Source organism: Thermosipho atlanticus DSM 15807 (assembly GCF_900129985.1).
GTDB lineage: Bacteria > Thermotogota > Thermotogae > Thermotogales > Fervidobacteriaceae > Thermosipho_A > Thermosipho_A atlanticus.
In genome coordinates, this window is the sequence record NZ_FQXN01000003.1 from 103,315 (window position 1) to 120,973 (window position 17,659).

Below are 17,659 nucleotides of genomic sequence, written 5' to 3' on the forward strand. Positions count from 1 at the left end.
CACCATCCTTTCATTTTATTGTTTTTTCTTTTTGCTTTTAACGCTTCCACGGTAGAAGGGCATTTTAACAATTTCTGCCTTGACTCGTTTATTCCTAATTTCAATTTCCACAATATCACCAACTTTTATTCCTTTTTTTAACATGGCCATTCCAATTGCTTTATTTAAGGTTGGTGAATATGTCCCACTTGTTACATAACCAATTTCTTCATCTTCTTTAAAAATTTTATAACCATGTCTTGCAATTCCTTTATCTATTAATTTGAAACCTTTTAATCTCCTTTTTAATCCTTCTTCTAATTGTTTTTCAAGTGCAACTTTTCCCATAAATTCTTTATTAAATTTTACTGCCCATTTAATACCTGCTTCTAACGGAGTAACTGTTTCATCCATGTCGTTACCATACAAGAGTAATGAAGCTTCTAATCGTAGGGTATCACGTGCTCCTAAACCAGCCGGTTCAACTCCAAGTTCAAGGAGTTTTTTCCATAAAGCTATTATTCCTTCTTTGTCAGTTGTGTAAATTTCAAAACCATCTTCACCAGTGTAACCAGTTCTTGATATAATAGCTTCAATTCCATTTATAACACCAAATTCGAAGGTGTAATATTCAATTTTTTCAAGTTCTATATTTGTTAGACTTTGAAGTACTTCTTGTGCTTTTGGCCCTTGAACTGCTATAAGATTATAGTCATCAGATTTATTTTGTAAAACAACGTCAAATTTTTCGGCAATTGACTGCATCCATTGAAAATCCTTTTCAATATTCGAAGCATTGACAACTAACATTGCTTCTTGTTCAGAAATTTTATATGCGAGTAAATCGTCAATAAAACCACCATTTTCGTTACACATAGCAGTGTAAACAATTTCACCAGGTTTCAAATTTTCAAAGTCGTTTGTAATTAAAAAATTAACAAAATTTGTTGAATCTTTTCCTTTTATAGAAATTTCTCCCATGTGGGAAACATCAAACATTCCAACGTTATTTCGAACAGATAAAACCTCTTCTTTTATACCTTTGTACTGCACTGGCATATGAAATCCAGCAAACTCTACCATTTTTGCACCTAATTTTAAGTGTTCATCATGTAAAACAGTGTATTTCACCTCAAATTCCTCCTTTTTTAGTGAATTTAATAGTTCTTGAGCTTTTTCAAGATCTGAGTCCATAACATAGACTGCAAAAAATGAAGAAGATCCAAAATATGCTTTTGGAAAAGGACCATCTATAATTTTAGTAACAGCTGGAATACCATTACTATTCAAAAAATCCTCAAGCATTTTAGCCTGAGTTTCACCTTCGATTTCCTTTAATTTTTTCCACATAATATCATCTCCTGTTTTATTTTAACATTTAAATTTGAGTTGATAAAATTCTTTTTAATGTAACTAAAAAGGATTAGAAACAATTTGAGCAATAAAACTGAAAATTACAAATTTATTCATTGTCCCAGTATTTGTGTGGTACTTTTGTCAAGTGTGATGCATCTTTTTTATATCGTCCTACTTTAGCACAATGTTTTCCATTTACTTCTACAATATCGGCAGTTATATCAACTTTTTTCCTTAAAAGTTTAGAACCAACTCCATATACGTCAACAGGTACTTGGAGTTTTTCGAATAATTCAATCTTTTTTTCGTCAAAACCGCCGGAAACAACGATTTTTAAATCATTTAGTCCCAATTTATCAAATTCTTGTCTTGCTCGCCAGACAAGTTCGGGACAAACACCAAAAGAACTTTCATCTTTAGGAACGACAGATTTATCTCTTAAGTTACCTGAAGTATCAAATCGTACTCCCCAAATTTTGTTTTTTCCTGATCCTATAATTGGTGAAGGATCAGTTTTACCAACAATAAATTCTTTTCCGATAATGTGTTCATAAAATTTTTTGACTACTCTGATGGTGGTATTTATCACATCATTATCCCAGTCAACAAGAAAAATTCTATTTACATGTTCTGGCATGTATTTATCAAATGCAATCGATGCATCTTCAGTTTTTCCAAAATAAGCTGCAATTAATGCATGCGGAATTGTACCCATAGATTCAATTCCCCAATAATCAGCGTTAGCATCAGTTGATACACCAAACGCTCCTGCTTTCAATGCGGCATATCCATCTGTTGCTTGAAGCCAAAAATGATCAAATCTTGCGCTAAAAAATAATACAGGTTTTCCATTAGCTGCTTTGACTACTTTGTAAACAGCTGTTGCTGTGCTACTTGCTCTTGCAATTACTCCTAACAAAACAGTTTCAAGATAACCAAAATATGTTGGATCACCTTCTATTGTTAGAATAGGATCTCCCTCGTTAATCTTTTCACCATCAAAGGCTGCTTTGACTTCTATTTCTTCCCATTTGTCTACCCAAATACTATTGAGTTTTAGTCTCAAATCCCATTTTTTCTTGGTTAAGTTTATTATTTCTTTCACATTCCCTTCCACCGAATAACCTTGCATTTGTTTATCAATTTTTAAAATTTCAGAAAAAATTTCATTTGCTTTTTCTTCATCTTTATAATATCCTGTTCCATATTTTAGAATAGCTAGTGCTTCATCAAGTCCGCATATGATGCTATCTTGTCTTGGGAAAAATTGGTAATATACTCTTGGATGATGATTATCTTTTTTTAGAATTTCAATATAGCGAGTGAAATACTTATCAGAGTAATATCCCATTCTGATTTTGTCTATAGGTAATTTAAATACTTTTGGATGAAGTCTTTTCATATTTTACCCTCCTTATGTTTGCACTTTTAAAAGAATTTTTTGGAAGGTTTATTTCTGTATACTATGGGAATAATGAATGAACAAATTAGGGCAATATAAATAAACCAATCCCCATATTTTGAGTAAATAGTAGTTTTATTTTCAGCTTTTATATTGAATATTGCATAGTTTTCGGAGCGAAGTGGTATGATTTGGTTTATTCTTCCAAAATAATCGACAACTCCTGTAATTCCTTTATTTGAAACTTGGACAACATATCTACGGTTTTCTACAGCTCTAAAAATACTTTTTGAAAAATGCTGCCAGAGTGCGGTGTTATATTTGTACCATCCATCGTTAGTTATAACAAATAAAATTTCAGCTCCTTGATTTGTAAGATTTCTTGAAATTTCACCAAAATAAGATTCAAAACAAATTTGAATACCTGTATGTGGAAAATTGTTAATTTCAAAAATTTTGAAACTTTTTCCTTCGTTAAAATATGAAACTCCTTTTAGGAATGAAAATGTTTTGAAAATCTTTTCATATGGGAGGAATTCAACAAATGGAAATAATCTTATTTTATCATATTTCCCTATATATTTTCCGTTTGAGTATACAACTGCACTATTATATATTTTTCCATCGTCATCGTAGGTTGGAAATCCAATAATAATTGGTTTTTTGTAACTTATGTTTTTGAAAAATTCATTAATGTTTGTGTTTCGAATATCACTTGTTGGGAAAGTCGCCTCTGGGAATACATGAAGATAATTTGGGGTTGATTTTAATATTTGCTCAATATCCTCTAGAATTTTTTGGTTAGTTATGGAATATTTTACATGCTGATCATAGTTTGTTTGAACCGCAACTATAGGAATGTTAGCTTTGTTGGTTGGTAGTACATTTAAAATAAAGTTGTTAATAAGGTATATTGAAGAAATTGTGAGAAACATTATAGGAACAAATTTATTTAAATTTTTAAAATTGAGATAAAGAAGATAATTAACAAGTACAATTAAAAAAGTTAAACCAATTGTTCCAATAAAAGCTACAGATTGTATAATTCCGATGTCTTTAAATAGTGCGTCAGATAATCTCCCACCAGTAAAACCTAAGTCACCAATTCCTCTAATGAAATCTGAAATTGAATATATTGAAGCAACAAATAAAGCTTTTGGAATATTATTTTTGATTCTAGGAATGAAGTATGCATATAAAACTGCAAATAAAAGAAAAGGGAGTGTCTCAAGTAGACACAAAAGTAAGAATGCACCAAAACCCACTATACTATTGAATCTTCCAAAAAATTCTGGAAGATTTTTTGTTAAAACGGGAATCACCCAATAAAGGGAAATGAAAAAGAATGTATAGAAAAATAGGAAAATATAGAGAACTTTCAACCAGTATGATTTTTTTTCGAGCCCACTGAACAGAGGTATTAGTGAAAACCAAACTAATCCACCCCAAAAAAAACCGGGCATAGATAATGCTGTTAATATAGATGAAAGAAAAACAAAAATCATATAATCGCCCCTTTTCTAACTAAATAATTCTAGAGCTTTTTTCAAATGGTATGCAACAAAGTCTTGTTGTTCTCTAGTTAAACTTGTATAAAAAGGCAATGCCAAAGTTTTTTTTGACAATTCTTCGGTAGCTGGTAACATTCCTTCTTTCCAACCTAGTTTTTGGTACAAAGGTTGCAAATGAACAGGTGCGAAATAGTTTCTAGTTTGAATTCCATGTTTATCAAGATATTCGATAATTTTTTTTCTGTTAGAATTTTCTGGAAGTTTTATAACATAAATAAACCATGACATGTTAGTTACATAATTTTTTACGACAGGATTTTCTACAAATGTTAAAATTTTATTGTAATATTCTGCTACTGCTTTTCTTTTTTGAATTATTTTTTTAATTTTTCTCATCTGTGAATAACCCAATGCGGCTGACATTTCGTCTAAACGATAGTTAAACCCAACAACATGGTGATCCAACCAACCGTTTCCCATTCTTCCCTGATTTCTCATAGCCTTTGATAGGGTTGCTATTTTTTCGTCATTTGTTACTATAATTCCACCTTCACCGGTTGTGATTTGTTTATTGGGATAAAAAGCGAAGGTTCCTGCTTTTCCAAAAGTTCCACATTTTTTTCCTTTGTACTCACTACCTAATGCTTCACATGAATCTTCAATTATAGTTAAATTGTATTTTTCTGCAATTTTTTCAATTTTTTCCCAATCCAATGGATGGCCGAAGATATCTACTGCCATGAGAAATTTAATTTTTTTAGGATTATATTTTGTTTTTCCGGAAAATGCTTTTTCAAGAAAATTTTCTAAATATTCAGGATCAATGTTTCCAGTATCTTTTTCGACATCAATGAAAACTGGTAATCCGTTTTCAAATAAAGCCACGTTAGCAGAAGCAATGAATGTAAATGAAGGAACAAGAAGAATGTCCTGTGAAGAAAATGACAATGATTTAAGTACTAAATGCAAAGCTGAAGTTCCACTATTCACAGCAATTGCGTATTTTACACCAATAAAGTCCGCTACTATCTTTTCAAATTTTTCTAAATACGGCCCAAGAGCTAGTCTACCACTTTTTAAAACTTTTAAAACTTCTGTAATGTCTTCATCATCTAAGTAAGAATTAGAAAGAGGTATTTTCATTTTAAAACCCCCAAATTTAAGATATTTTCTTTTAATATAAGTATATCATATATATATAAAAGGTATGATCAGTATTTTTCACCATAAATGATACTTACGGCACCTAGAGCTAGATTTACAGATTTAGTATTTTTGAATCCTATTTTCGATAATAAATCTTTTATTTCAGTTGAAGAAGGGAAATTTTCGATAGATTTGTAGAAATATATATAAGGGTCTTTATTACCGGTTACTATTTTTCCTATCAACGGTACTATTTTTTTTAGATAGAACCAATAAAAATTTTTTATTAAAAAGGTATTTGGTTTTCCCATGTCTAACAAAACAAATCGTCCACCAACCTTGAGAATTCTATATATTTCAGTCAAAACCATGTGGATGTCGGGGATATTTCTTAACCCCCATCCCATGGTAACTACATCGAAAAAGTTATTTTCAAATGGAGTTTCCGTAGCATCTCCAAGAATAAATTTAATATTTTGTTTATTAATTCTATTCTTTGCAATTTCGAGCATGTTTTCTGATATGTCAAGTGCATATATAAAACCTTTATCTCCCAGTATTTCAGAGATTAGCTCTGTAAATTTTCCTGTTCCGCAACAAAGATCCAGGCAGACATCATTTTTACTAATTTTTACTAATTTTATAGCTTTTTTTCTCCATAAATTATCCATTCCAAATGACATTATTGAATTCACTTTATCGTATTTAGATGAAATATTTTGAAAAAGTTCATGAACCAATCTTTTTTTGTTATTCATGGTATTCTCCTATAAGAAAATTTTTTGTGTTTAATAATTAATACTGAATTATGTTTAAAGATTATACAACATTTTTTATTATAAACGATTATACAATCTTTTTTTAGACTTTTGATTTTTGAAAGGTGCTTAATTTATAACTTTTTCTACTTTACAAGTTCAAAGAAGAGCAATTTAGCATTTCTCTTCCTTGAAGGGTATACAAAAATAAAATGCCTTTATCATAAAGGAAGTGAATAAACAACATGGAAAATAATAACACTGATTAATTTCCAAGGTATAAATGGAAAGGACTTGAGGTAATAACCATTATTTCAAACAGGGCAGAATTTGGTGTTGCTATTAAAATATTAGCAATACTTAGGCTTAATTAGATAGCTTTTAGGTTTTTTTGAAATTAGAATTCTTGTTTCAATACTTGATTATATTGACGAGAATAATTACAAATAATCTAACAATTTTTTTGGAAAGATAGTATACTAGAAAATACCTTAATTTAAATCCAAATTTATAACTGACTCAATACCTTTTTTAGTCTAGAAAGAAGTTCATCAATTTCAAATATTGTGATATCTAGTGGTGGTAATAACCTAATAGTATTTCCCTTTACAATGTTTAACAATATTTTTTCTCTAAGTCCAATTTCAATAATGTTATCAATCTTTTTTGACTCGATAACTATACCAATCATTAATCCGAGACCTTTGATTTCTTTTATTACGCCAAAATTTTCCTTGAGTTTTAATAACTGTTTTTTTAGGTAAACTCCTTTTTGTTCCACTTCTTTTAGAAAATCCTTTGTAATTCTTTGAAGAACAGTTTTACCTGCTGCTAATGCAACGGGATTTGGAGCAAAAGTTGAGCCATGTTCCCCGGGCAAAAAAATTGTTTTATATTTGCCAGTAAATATTGTGGCTGCAAGAGGAAGCCCTCCACCTAATGATTTTGCAACGGTAATTATATCTGCTTCCAAATTGAAATGTTGGTAAGAATAAAATTTTCCAGTTCTTCCTAGTCCTGCTTGTACTTCATCTGCCACAATTATATAATTGTATATATTTTTGTAGTGATTTATAACATTTATAACTTCTTTATTTACTACATCAAGGCCTCCACTTCCATGAATGCTTTCGACAAATATAGCAGACACTTTGTGACCATTTTTTTCCAAAAATGTTTTTAATGTAGTTGGATCATTAAAGGGCAGAAATACTATATTATCTAATAATGGCTCAAATTGTTTTCTTATAGCGGGAAAACCAGTGATGGATAGTGCACCTAATGTCCTTCCATGAAAATTTCCTTCGAAAGATATAATTAATCCTTTTTTATTTTTTTTAACAGCTTTTAATGCTGCTTCATTTGCTTCGGCACCTGAATTTGCGAAAAATACACTTCCATCTTTTTTAGTTTCTTTAACTAATTTTTCGGCTACAAATAGCGCATCGTTATCAACAAAAAAGTTAGAAATGTGAGTAAATTTACTAATTTTTTCCCTTATAGCGTTATTAATTATTTCGTCACAATGTCCAAAAGATAGTACGCCTATTCCAGAAAAAGTGTCAAGATATTTGTTTCCTAATGTATCATAGATCCATATTCCTTCTCCTCTTTCGATGATTATGGGAATTCTTCTATAGGTGTTGGCAATATACATTTTTTTCAACTCCCCAATGAAAATTCTTTCACCAGTTTTCTTAACAATTGTTCTGATTTTTCCTTTGAAACTAAAACAGAAATTTTTATCTCAGAAGTTGTAACTAATTCAGGCATTATACTGTTGTCAGCCAAAACTTTAAAAAATCTTGCTGCAACACCTGGGCTTGATTTCATTCCAACCCCCACTATGGATACTTTATCAAAAAGTCCTTGATACGAAATGTTTATTGATGAGTCGATTTGCTTAATAGAATTTTCAATAATATCTTTTAGATCATTTAGAACTGAAAATGAAAGATGAAAATTATCTGCATCTGAAAACATTGAAATCATGTCAATGTTTATGTTCTTTTCACTCAGTTCTTTAAATATTTTTTTCAAAATTACATCATCTTTAGGAAGGTTATTTATTGTAATTTTTATTTGGTTTCTTTCAATTGTTGCACCAGTTACAACAGGTTGTTCAAGCCATTCTGGCAATTTATCTACCACCCATGTTCCCTCCTCTTCTGAAAATGACGATGCGCAGTATAACTTAACGTTATATTTTTTAGCAAGTTCAGCTGCTCTTGAATGAAGAACTTTTGCACCTAATGAAGACAATTCTAGGACATCATCATATGTAATATAAGTTAATTTTTTTGCATTTGGAACAATTCTAGGATCACATGTATAAATTCCTTCGACATCACTATAAATTTCGCAGGATGTATTCAATTTTGCGGCGATTGCGACAGCTGTTGTATCTGAACCTCCTCTTCCAAGAGTAGTTAAATCCCCATGTTTAGTAACACCTTGAAATCCTGCAACTATGATTACTGAATTTTCGTTAAGTTCTCGTAAAATTTTATCAGAATCTATATCTTTTATTCTTGCTTTTGTATAATCGTGAGTTGTTTGAATATTCAATTGAAAAGCATTAAAAGATTTTGCCTTGATGCCAAGTTCATTCAAAGCGATTGATAGAAGAGCAATTGAAACTTGTTCACCAGTAGAAAGTAGCATATCCATTTCTCTTGGATGAGGTTTATTACTTATCGATTTTGCCAAATCTATTAATTTGTCAGTTGTCTTTCCCATGGCTGAAACAATAACAATAACTTTTTCTCCATTTTCAACCCTTTTTTTAATTCTTTTTGCAACATTTAAGATTTTTTCTTTGTCAGCGATCGATGAGCCACCGTATTTTTGAACAACGATCATTTAATCACCTCAGTTGTCTTAATCCGTCAACTATTTGAGTTTTTTGCTTTGTTTGTTTATCAACATTTTTAATGATTTTTGCTGGAACTCCTGCAACTACAGAATTTGGTGGGACATCTTCAATAACTACTGCACCAGCAGCGATTACACTGTTTTCACCTACTTTTACGCCTTCTAAAATCACTGCATTTGCACCTATCATTACATTATTTTCAATGATCACTGGTTTAGCACTTGGTGGTTCAATTACTCCAGCTATTACTGCTCCAGCACCGATATGGCAGTTTTCTCCAATAATAGCTCTTCCACCAATTACTGCATTCATATCGACCATTGTTTTTTTCCCAATTTCTGCTCCGATGTTAATAACAGCTCCCATCATGATTACAGCTCCATCCCCTATTTTAACCTTTTCTCTGATAATTGCTCCAGGTTCTATACGAGCATTAAATTTTGTGATATCTGCTAATGGAATCGCGGAATTTCTTGCTTTTACGTCCAGTTTGTATTTTGCAATTTTTTCTTTATTTGACTGGATTATTTTAAGTATATTTTCATACTCACCAAATAAAATGCCAAAAGATTCATTGCCAAAAAATTCGAGATCACCAAAATCAAGATTTTCTAAATTTCCTTGTATATATGCGGTGGTTATTGTCTTTTTTTTAGAGTTTGTTATTAAATTTATTATTTCTTGAGTATCCATCAAATCTCCTCCTTTAAAATATCTTTGAAGGTAAAAAAGCCTCTAGTTTTTTTCATAACAAACTCTGCGGCTTTTAAAGCTCCAAGTGCAAAAACTTTTCTTGATAGAGCTCTATGGCTAAATTGAATAAGTTCACCTTCATTGGAAAAAAAGATAGCATGATCTCCGGGTATTCCTCCAAGCCTCAATGAATGAATCTCTAAATTTCTATTAATTGTATTTTTTAATAAAATAGCTGTTCCTGATGGTTTATCTTTTTTCTTTGAATGATGTGTTTCTACAATTTCACAATCCCATTTTTCGAAAATTTTAGAATATTTTTCTAGAATATCAAGTAAAATATTTATTCCAATTGAAAAATTATAAGATTGAACAACAGCAACATTTTCTGATAATTCTTTCAAAAGTTTGAAATGTTCTTCTTTTAAAGCAGTTGTTCCAATTACAAGATTACTTGAATATTTTTTACAAAAATATATTGTTGTTTCCAAAGCATCTTTATTAGAAAAATCGATTATAACATCTGGTTTTTCTTTTTCAATTATTTCGTTTTTGTCTACCAATAAAACTGGAGTGTGATTATGTTCTTGAAAAAGTTCCAAGATTAATTTTCCCATTCTTCCTTTGTAACCTATAACTCCAAAATTCATATTATTCCACATCCTCTTAATGTTTCATTTATTGTCTTTAAGGTTAATTCTGAGGCTGGAACGAGTGGTAATCTAAGTTCATTATTAATAAATCCCATTAAAAATAAAGCAGCTTTAACTGGTATGGGATTTGTTTCAACAAAGAGGCTTTTAAATAGTTGATAATATGTAAAATGAATTTCTCGAGCTTTTTCAATATTTCCTTCTTTAATAGCGTTAAACATTTGTACCATTTGCCAAGGAATGATATTTGAAGCAACAGAAATTATTCCATGACCTCCACTTGCAAGTAGTTGAAATGCTGTGTCGTCGTTTCCAGAGAAGATTTTAAAGTTATCAATTTGCTTTAAAAGTAGAAGATCTTTGTTAATTTGCTCAAATGAAGAATTAGCTTCTTTTAAAGCTTTTACATTTTTACAATCATTTGCAATTTTATACACTGTTTCTGGAAGTATGTTAATACCTGTTCTTCCAGGAACGTTATAGATAATTATTTCTAAATCTGTATGTTCTGAAATGTATTTGTAATATTCGTATAGTCCATTTTGAGTTGGTTTATTGTAGTATGGAGTAACAATTAATAGACCATCTACATCATATTGTTCAGCGTTTTTAACCAATTCCATGGTGTGATTGATCCCATTTGAACCTGCTCCAACTATAATCTTTGCTTTTCCATCGCAAATTTCTTTTGCTTTGCTGATTAGAACTTCCCTTTCTTTTAAATTAATGTTTGGTGCTTCTCCCGTTGTCCCTAGTACAACTATAGCTTGAATATGATTATCAATTTGGAATTTCAAAAGTTTTTCAAATGCTTCTATATCTAATTTTCCATCTTTAAACGGCGTAACTATTGCTGTTCCAATTCCTTCAAACATTTTCAACACCTCCTTCTAAATAAATCCCGTCTTCTTGAAAATGAACAAATAGTTTTCCACCTTTTTCTAAGGTTGTTATTTTTTTAATATTATTAGTGTTAAATACATACGCACTAGCAGTTGCTCCACTACCACAGGCGAGTGTCTCATTTTCAACTCCACGTTCAAAAGTACGAATTTTTAAAGTACTTTTGTTGATTATTTGTACGAAATTTACATTAGCATCTAATTTTATTCTAATCATTTTCCCGATGTTAAGAACATCAATCTCATCTACATTTTTTACAAAAGTAACGAAATGAGGAACTCCAACAGACAAAAGATATCCATTAAAATCGTTAACAGTAATTTGTTTTGGACGGGTAGGTTCAGGCATTTTAATCATTACACCGTTTTCGGTCAATATACCGGATACTTCACCAGCATATGTGTTAAATTTTACTTTTTCGCTTTTTACATAACCAGTCTTTTTTAAATAAAGCAAAAATGTTCTTGCCCCATTCCCACAGAAAGGTGCTCTTTTACCATCTTTGTTGAAATAATCCATAAAATAGGAGTTACCTTTCTTTTCTACGAACAAAACTCCATCGCGATTTTGGGAGTTTTTAAGAACGAATTCACTTTTCTGTTCATCAGATAATCCTTTATTGACAATGTCACAAACTAAGAAAGTGTTTCCAGTGGCTGTAAATTTTTCAACTTTCATGATAATCCCACCATGTACATCAAAATTTTTACAGCATTTGTAGCTGCACCGACCCTTATATTATCAGCAACATTCCAAAAAGAAAATCTATTGTTATCTATTTTTCTCAAGCGTGATACAAAAACAAAATCTGTTCCTGCTGCATCAATAGGAGTTAAAATGTCCTCTGTGACAATTACATCTTGCGATTCTTCCATGGCTTTTTTAATTTTTGAAATATCAATAAATGGCCGAGAAGTTTTTACTACAATTGCTTCAGAGTGTCCATAAAATACTGGTACTCTCACTGCTGTTGGATAGATTTTAATGGTAACGTCATTTAAAATTTTTTTGGTTTCATTAATGATTTTATATTCCTCTTCTGAAAAATTATCATTTTTTAAATCCCCAATCAAAGGAATTACATTATGTGCAATTTGTTTTGGAAATACTTTAGTTTCGTTGTTTCCATCTAATTGATTTTGTAATTCAATAACTGCTTTGTGTCCTGCTCCTGAAACTGCTTGATAGGTTGAAATAAATATTTCTTCAATTCCAAATTTTTCGTGAACCTTGTATAGCGAAAGTACCATTTGAATTGTTGAACAGTTTGGATTTGCAATAATTCCTTTGTAGTTTTTTACTAGATTGCCATTAATTTGAGGGACAACCAATGGTATATCCTTATCCATTCTAAATGCTGAAGAATTATCAATAACAACGTTTCCACTTTTAGCAGCAATTGGAGCAAAAATTTTTGAAATTTGTGCTGCTACCGAAAATAGTAAAAAATCATATTTTTCTTTCACGGAATCTTCAGTGAGCTCTTCCACTTGTACTTCCTTTCCTTTAAAAGTAAGAGTTCTTTTTGTGGATTTTTTTGAAGCAAATAGTTTTAAAGTATCAATGGGGATTTTGTACTCTTCAAGTACCTTAATCATCATTCTTCCAACTTCACCTGTTGCACCAACAATTCCAATTTTCATTTGAACACCTCCAAAAATAAAATTCGCCTCATGGAGAGGCGAACGCTGCGAAAAATATTAATTCAAATTTCGCAGCGATCGGCTCTCCACGGAGTTAGCCGTGACAGTGGTACAGGTATTCCCTGTACCCCCAGGTATGTGAGGTGGGAGAAACCTCACACCCTTCGGCGTCCTCGCCTTTCGGATTTCCCCAATATCTCCCATTGATGGGAAATCCTACTCATCTCGGACGCGCCTCCGATCGCTAAAACTATTTACTATATTTTACATATTTTTTTTGTTTTTTGTGTTACATTTATGTAAACAAAATTATGTTTTATTAGCATATAATGAATCAAATTGTAAATTTTGTAAAATGCTAATAACTCAAAAAAAGATAAGAAAGAATTTTGTTGAAAATTACCATTCCTATTAGTGCAAATGGATAAGTAGCGCCATATCCTAGTATTACTTCCTCAGAGTTTGTTGAATCAATTGCAGCTGCTAAACCAGGAGTGCTTGTCATACCTCCAGTGATTGAACCAGTTAAGATTAGTGTGTTTATTTTGAAAATAAATTTACCAAATAATAATCCTACAGTTATTGATATCATTGCAATTACAAAAGAAAGAATCATTAATAAAAATGCATCAAAACTTAAGGCATTAATTACATAATAACCTGATTTAAGTCCAACTGTTGATAAAAAGAGCAATAAACCAAAATTTTGTATTATTTTTAAAATTTGTTTATTAAACTTGAAGTTAAAAATCCAAATTTTCTCGATGGAACCAAAAAAGAGGGAGGAAATTAAAATCCCTCCAGTTATTCCTAGTGAAAAGTCAAAAATTTTTACGTTTATTTTTATATTTCCAATTATGAGACCTAAAATAACAATTAATGAGTATCCTAAAAAGTCAAAATAATACGGATTTTGTTCTGATATTTTAAAATCTTTTCTAGAAAAATTTTCAAATTCTTTTTTCGAGTTATTCTTGAAAATTACTGGAATAATGTAAGTAGAGAAAATAACTGCAAGAACACCAGGAACATATCCAATTGAGTATCCAAAGATTATTTTTGAATTATTTGGAAAATTTTCTAAAGCTGTGGCAAGGCCAGGTGAACTGGTTAATGCTCCTGAAAAAAGACCTAACAGATGAAAATTATCAAAATTTGTTATAAAGGAAGTTAAAAAGATTAATAGGAATCCTGTGGATGTAATAATGAAACCTAGAAGAATAAACTTTAAACCGTAAATTTTAAACGTTTTTTTAATGTCTTTTCCTGCAATTAATCCAATAGACGATACAAACAATATTAGTGAAAATTTAAAATAACTATTTAATCCATTTATTAAAGAAGTTGGTACAGAAGTTAAATGTCTGCTTGAAAGCCAACTTAAAATTAAACCTGTGAAAAGAGTTCCAGATACTCCGAGTTTAAATTTAAATATTTTGATTTTTCCGATTGTTAAACCCAAGAAAATTGATAAGAAAATGAGAAAAATTGGATTGTTTAACATGAAGCACCTCTGAGATATTTTTTATTATTATATCATTTGTTATTCGAATACTAAATCTTTTTTAAGTTTTTTAATTGTGAATGAGATAATTGGACTATTCAATATTGAGAATGTTAATTTAATTATATATTGTGAAAAGATCATGTTGATTAATTGATTAGCTTCGTATGTACCAAAGAATGATATGGAAACAAAAATAAAGGAATCTACGAATTGTGTTAAAAACATTGAGAAAAAATTCCTAAAATATACATTTTCGTTTTTAAAAAGTGTTTTCGAAAAATTGAATGCCCAAAGGTTTATATTTTGTGCAAAAAAGTAGGCAAGAAAGCTCGCAAAAATGATTCGAGGGGTTGAATTGAAAACAATTAAATAAGCTTCGTTGTTTTTGAATATTGAAGAAGGAGGGTATATGATAGTTATAAAAGAAAAAATTACTAGAAGAAATGATGAAAGAAAACCTGTATATATAACTTTTTTGGCAATTTGTTCGCCGAAAATCTCAAGTATAATAGCTGAAAGTGAGAAACTCAAAGGATAGATTAATACAGAAAGAGTGATTACAAATGGACCTATATTTACTAATTTACCTGCTATAATGTTGGAGATAATAATTATTGAGGTGAAAAGACCTGTTAAGACTAAAAGTTTTTCAGTTGTTTTTTCCATTTATGTTCCTCCTTTTTATTTTATATCCGAGTTTTAATTTTAAAAGATTTTAAAGGATTTTCAAGTAACAAATATGTTTAAAAAGTTATATTCTTGTTTAATTCTGCATCGAATTTTTATTGTTAATTTTTGTTAACTTTTGTAAAAGATTATTAAGTAAAAAAAGAACATATAATCGTGAAAAGATGTTAAAATAAATATAGAATATATAAAGGAGTTGGAAAAATGAAGAAAGAAAAATCTTTCATCATATTACATGGTTTTAAGGACGTTGAAATTAAAAAAGCTATAAAAGTTTTGAAAGAAAATTTCCCCGATAAAGAGTTAATTTTTGCTACTTCTACACCGACAAACATGAAATGGTCATTGGAAGTTCTGTTAAGAGAATTGGAAAAAGAATATGAAGAAATGAAAAAATTAAGGAAAGAAAAGTGATGTGTTATAATGGAAACGTAACATAGGAGGTGAGTTTTTTGGGACGTTTAAGAGTATATGAACTTGCAAGGCAATTGGAAATGGACACAAGAGAATTAATGAAAGAGTTAGCAGAACTAGGCATAGAAATAAAGAGCCATATGAGTTATATTGATGAAGAAACTGTAAACATTTTGCTGGAAATGTACAGTAAGTCAGATGAAGAAGAGGTTGATGATATAAGCAAATATGAGGAATTTATAGAACTTGAAGAGGAATTGGAAATAAAGGAGAAGACTGGAAGAAAATCTGAAGGTTCAAAAATAAAACCAGATAAGAAGAAACCTTTGATAACGATAACAGAAGATGATTTAAAGTTGGATAAATTTTCCAAAAAAATTAATATACCTCAAAATAGAATAATACAAGACTTTTTTATGAAAGGTGAAGTTTTAAAACCTGGTCAAAAATTGAATTTACAACTTGCAAAGAAAATTGCAAAAATGTACGATGTAAGAATAGGATTTGATGTGGAAGAAGTAAAAGCTGAAACGAGAGAAAATCCATTAGAAGAGATTGAAAAATATTTCGAAGAAAATTATAAAAATAAAGATAAGCTTGTTGAAAGGCCTCCAATAGTTACTGTAATGGGACATGTAGACCATGGAAAAACAACTTTATTGGATTATATAAGACGAACGCGAGTAGCTGAAAGAGAAGAAGGTGGTATTACACAAAGTATAGGGGCTTATCAAGTAGAAATAGATGGTAAAAAAATTACTTTTATTGATACACCGGGTCATGAAGTTTTTACTGAGATGAGAGCTCGTGGGGCACAAGCAACAGATATAGTTGTTTTAGTTGTTGCTGCTGATGATGGTGTCATGCCTCAAACAGTTGAAGCATATGACCATGCAAAATCTGCAAATGTTCCAATAATTGTGGCTATTAATAAAATAGACAAACCAAATGCAAATGTAGAATTAACTAAACAAGAACTTGTAAACAAACTTTCACTGATCCCTGAAGAATGGGGTGGAGATACAATAATGGTTCCTATATCAGCTAAAAAGGGAGAAAATGTAGATACTTTACTTGAAATGATATTGTTGGTAGCTGAAATGCAGGAAATAAAAGCAATACCTGAAGGTCCTGTAAGAGCAGTTACAATTGAAACAAAGCTTGATAAAGGGTTTGGGCCAGTTGCTAATGCGATAATAAAAGATGGAAAAATAAAAGTTGGAGATTATATAATTGCCGGAAAAGTTAAAGGTAAAGTAAAAGCTTTGGTAAATGATCAAGGAAAAAGGATTAAAGAAGCTGGACCATCTACTCCAGTTATGATTGTGGGTTTTGAAGAATTACCAGATGCCCATAGTGTTATATACTCGGTTGAAAGTTTAGAAAAAGCTAGAGAAATAACAGAAAAAATTAGAGAGATAGAACAGAAAGAACTTAAAAGAAAAAGACATTTAAAACTAGAAGAAATTTTGAAAATGATGGAACAAACAGAACAAAAGGAGCTAAAATTAATTGTAAAAGCTGATACATTAGGTTCAGTTATGGCATTAAATAATGCGATAAATAAATTGCAAAGTGAAGAGATCAGAGTTAATATTATTCACTCTGGTGTAGGTGCCATTACTTCAAGTGATGTAATGCTTGCTTCTGCTTCCGATGCTATAATTTTAGGTTTTAGAGTTAAAGCTGATAGTCAAGCAAGGAAAATGGCTGAAACGGAAGGTATTCAAATAAAGACATATACAATTATATATAAATTAATCGATGATTTAAAAGCAGCTCTTGAAGGAATGCTTGAACCTGAAGAGGTCGAAGAAATTACAGGTAGAGGAGAAGTTAAGAAAATATTTAAAATTAAAAAAGTCGGAACTATTGCTGGAGTGCAAATGTATGAAGGTTATGTTGAAAAAACTGGACTTGCACGGTTGTATAGAGGTGGGAAATTAATTTTTGAAGGAAAAATAGAATCTTTAAAACATTATCAACAAGATGTTAAAAGGGTTGATGCTCCTCAAGAGTGTGGAATAAAATTGGAGAATTTCGATGATATTAAAGAGGGAGATGAGTTAGAATTTGCTATTACAAAAAAAGTGAATAGAAAACTAACTTTTGATGAAGAAAAAGAATAAAAA

General features: G+C 30.4%; 16 protein-coding genes and 1 riboswitch. Of the genes, 2 read left to right on the forward strand and 14 right to left on the reverse strand.

The window, feature by feature from the left end; all coding sequences use genetic code 11:
• Positions 1-15 precede the first annotated feature (15 nt).
• The 14 genes from gcvT to BUB65_RS04585 form a co-directional block, all read right to left on the reverse strand.
• Complete coding sequence (gene gcvT, locus BUB65_RS04520) at positions 16-1,329, reverse strand: glycine cleavage system aminomethyltransferase GcvT (RefSeq protein ID WP_073072731.1); 1,314 nt, start codon at positions 1,327-1,329, stop codon at positions 16-18.
• Between the two features lie 112 nt (positions 1,330-1,441).
• Positions 1,442-2,737, reverse strand: a complete 1,296-nt coding sequence (locus BUB65_RS04525) for a nicotinate phosphoribosyltransferase (RefSeq protein ID WP_073072734.1) — start codon at positions 2,735-2,737, stop codon at positions 1,442-1,444.
• 26 nt (positions 2,738-2,763) lie between these two features.
• The gene (gene lnt / locus BUB65_RS04530) at positions 2,764-4,242 is read right to left on the reverse strand and encodes an apolipoprotein N-acyltransferase (protein WP_073072737.1); all 1,479 of its coding nucleotides are present in this window, start codon (positions 4,240-4,242) and stop codon (positions 2,764-2,766) included.
• Between the two features lie 15 nt (positions 4,243-4,257).
• The gene (locus BUB65_RS04535; RefSeq protein WP_073072740.1) at positions 4,258-5,391 is read right to left on the reverse strand and encodes a DegT/DnrJ/EryC1/StrS family aminotransferase; all 1,134 of its coding nucleotides are present in this window, start codon (positions 5,389-5,391) and stop codon (positions 4,258-4,260) included.
• 68 nt (positions 5,392-5,459) lie between these two features.
• A complete protein-coding gene (gene ubiE, locus BUB65_RS04540; RefSeq protein ID WP_073072743.1) occupies positions 5,460-6,152 on the reverse strand; it encodes a bifunctional demethylmenaquinone methyltransferase/2-methoxy-6-polyprenyl-1,4-benzoquinol methylase UbiE in 693 nt (230 codons plus the stop codon).
• A gap of 508 nt (positions 6,153-6,660) precedes the next feature.
• Entirely contained in the window at positions 6,661-7,809 is a 1,149-nt protein-coding gene (locus BUB65_RS04545; RefSeq protein ID WP_073072745.1) for an aspartate aminotransferase family protein, read from the reverse strand.
• A gap of 5 nt (positions 7,810-7,814) precedes the next feature.
• On the reverse strand, positions 7,815-9,014 hold the full coding sequence (locus tag BUB65_RS04550) for an aspartate kinase (protein WP_073072747.1): 1,200 nt from the start codon (positions 9,012-9,014) through the stop codon (positions 7,815-7,817).
• A 4-nt stretch (positions 9,015-9,018) separates the two neighbouring features.
• Complete coding sequence (gene dapD, locus BUB65_RS04555) at positions 9,019-9,720, reverse strand: 2,3,4,5-tetrahydropyridine-2,6-dicarboxylate N-acetyltransferase (protein ID WP_073072749.1); 702 nt, start codon at positions 9,718-9,720, stop codon at positions 9,019-9,021.
• Positions 9,720-10,370 carry a 4-hydroxy-tetrahydrodipicolinate reductase gene (locus BUB65_RS04560; RefSeq protein ID WP_073072751.1) on the reverse strand — a complete coding sequence of 217 codons (651 nt, stop codon included), beginning with the start codon at positions 10,368-10,370 and terminating at the stop codon, positions 9,720-9,722. Before BUB65_RS04560 ends, dapD begins: the two co-directional genes overlap by 1 nt.
• Positions 10,367-11,248, reverse strand: a complete 882-nt coding sequence (dapA, locus tag BUB65_RS04565) for a 4-hydroxy-tetrahydrodipicolinate synthase (protein ID WP_073072753.1) — start codon at positions 11,246-11,248, stop codon at positions 10,367-10,369. The genes BUB65_RS04560 and dapA overlap by 4 nt, the downstream gene beginning before the upstream one ends.
• A complete protein-coding gene (gene dapF, locus BUB65_RS04570) occupies positions 11,241-11,954 on the reverse strand; it encodes a diaminopimelate epimerase (protein WP_073072755.1) in 714 nt (237 codons plus the stop codon). Before dapF ends, dapA begins: the two co-directional genes overlap by 8 nt.
• On the reverse strand, positions 11,951-12,919 hold the full coding sequence (locus BUB65_RS04575; RefSeq protein WP_073072757.1) for an aspartate-semialdehyde dehydrogenase: 969 nt from the start codon (positions 12,917-12,919) through the stop codon (positions 11,951-11,953). The genes dapF and BUB65_RS04575 overlap by 4 nt, the downstream gene beginning before the upstream one ends.
• A 71-nt stretch (positions 12,920-12,990) precedes the next feature.
• A riboswitch (Lysine riboswitch) is annotated at positions 12,991-13,167 on the reverse strand.
• A gap of 110 nt (positions 13,168-13,277) precedes the next feature.
• Complete coding sequence (locus tag BUB65_RS04580; RefSeq protein ID WP_073072759.1) at positions 13,278-14,423, reverse strand: aspartate-alanine antiporter-like transporter; 1,146 nt, start codon at positions 14,421-14,423, stop codon at positions 13,278-13,280.
• A 39-nt stretch (positions 14,424-14,462) separates the two neighbouring features.
• A complete protein-coding gene (locus BUB65_RS04585) occupies positions 14,463-15,092 on the reverse strand; it encodes a queuosine precursor transporter (RefSeq protein WP_073072762.1) in 630 nt (209 codons plus the stop codon).
• A gap of 225 nt (positions 15,093-15,317) precedes the next feature.
• On the opposite strand from BUB65_RS04585, the gene BUB65_RS04590 reads away from it, so the two are divergent.
• Both BUB65_RS04590 and infB read left to right on the forward strand, forming a co-directional pair.
• Entirely contained in the window at positions 15,318-15,527 is a 210-nt protein-coding gene (locus tag BUB65_RS04590; protein ID WP_073072764.1) for a DUF3783 domain-containing protein, read from the forward strand.
• A 38-nt stretch (positions 15,528-15,565) separates the two neighbouring features.
• Complete coding sequence (gene infB / locus BUB65_RS04595) at positions 15,566-17,656, forward strand: translation initiation factor IF-2 (RefSeq protein WP_073072766.1); 2,091 nt, start codon at positions 15,566-15,568, stop codon at positions 17,654-17,656.
• Positions 17,657-17,659 lie beyond the last annotated feature (3 nt).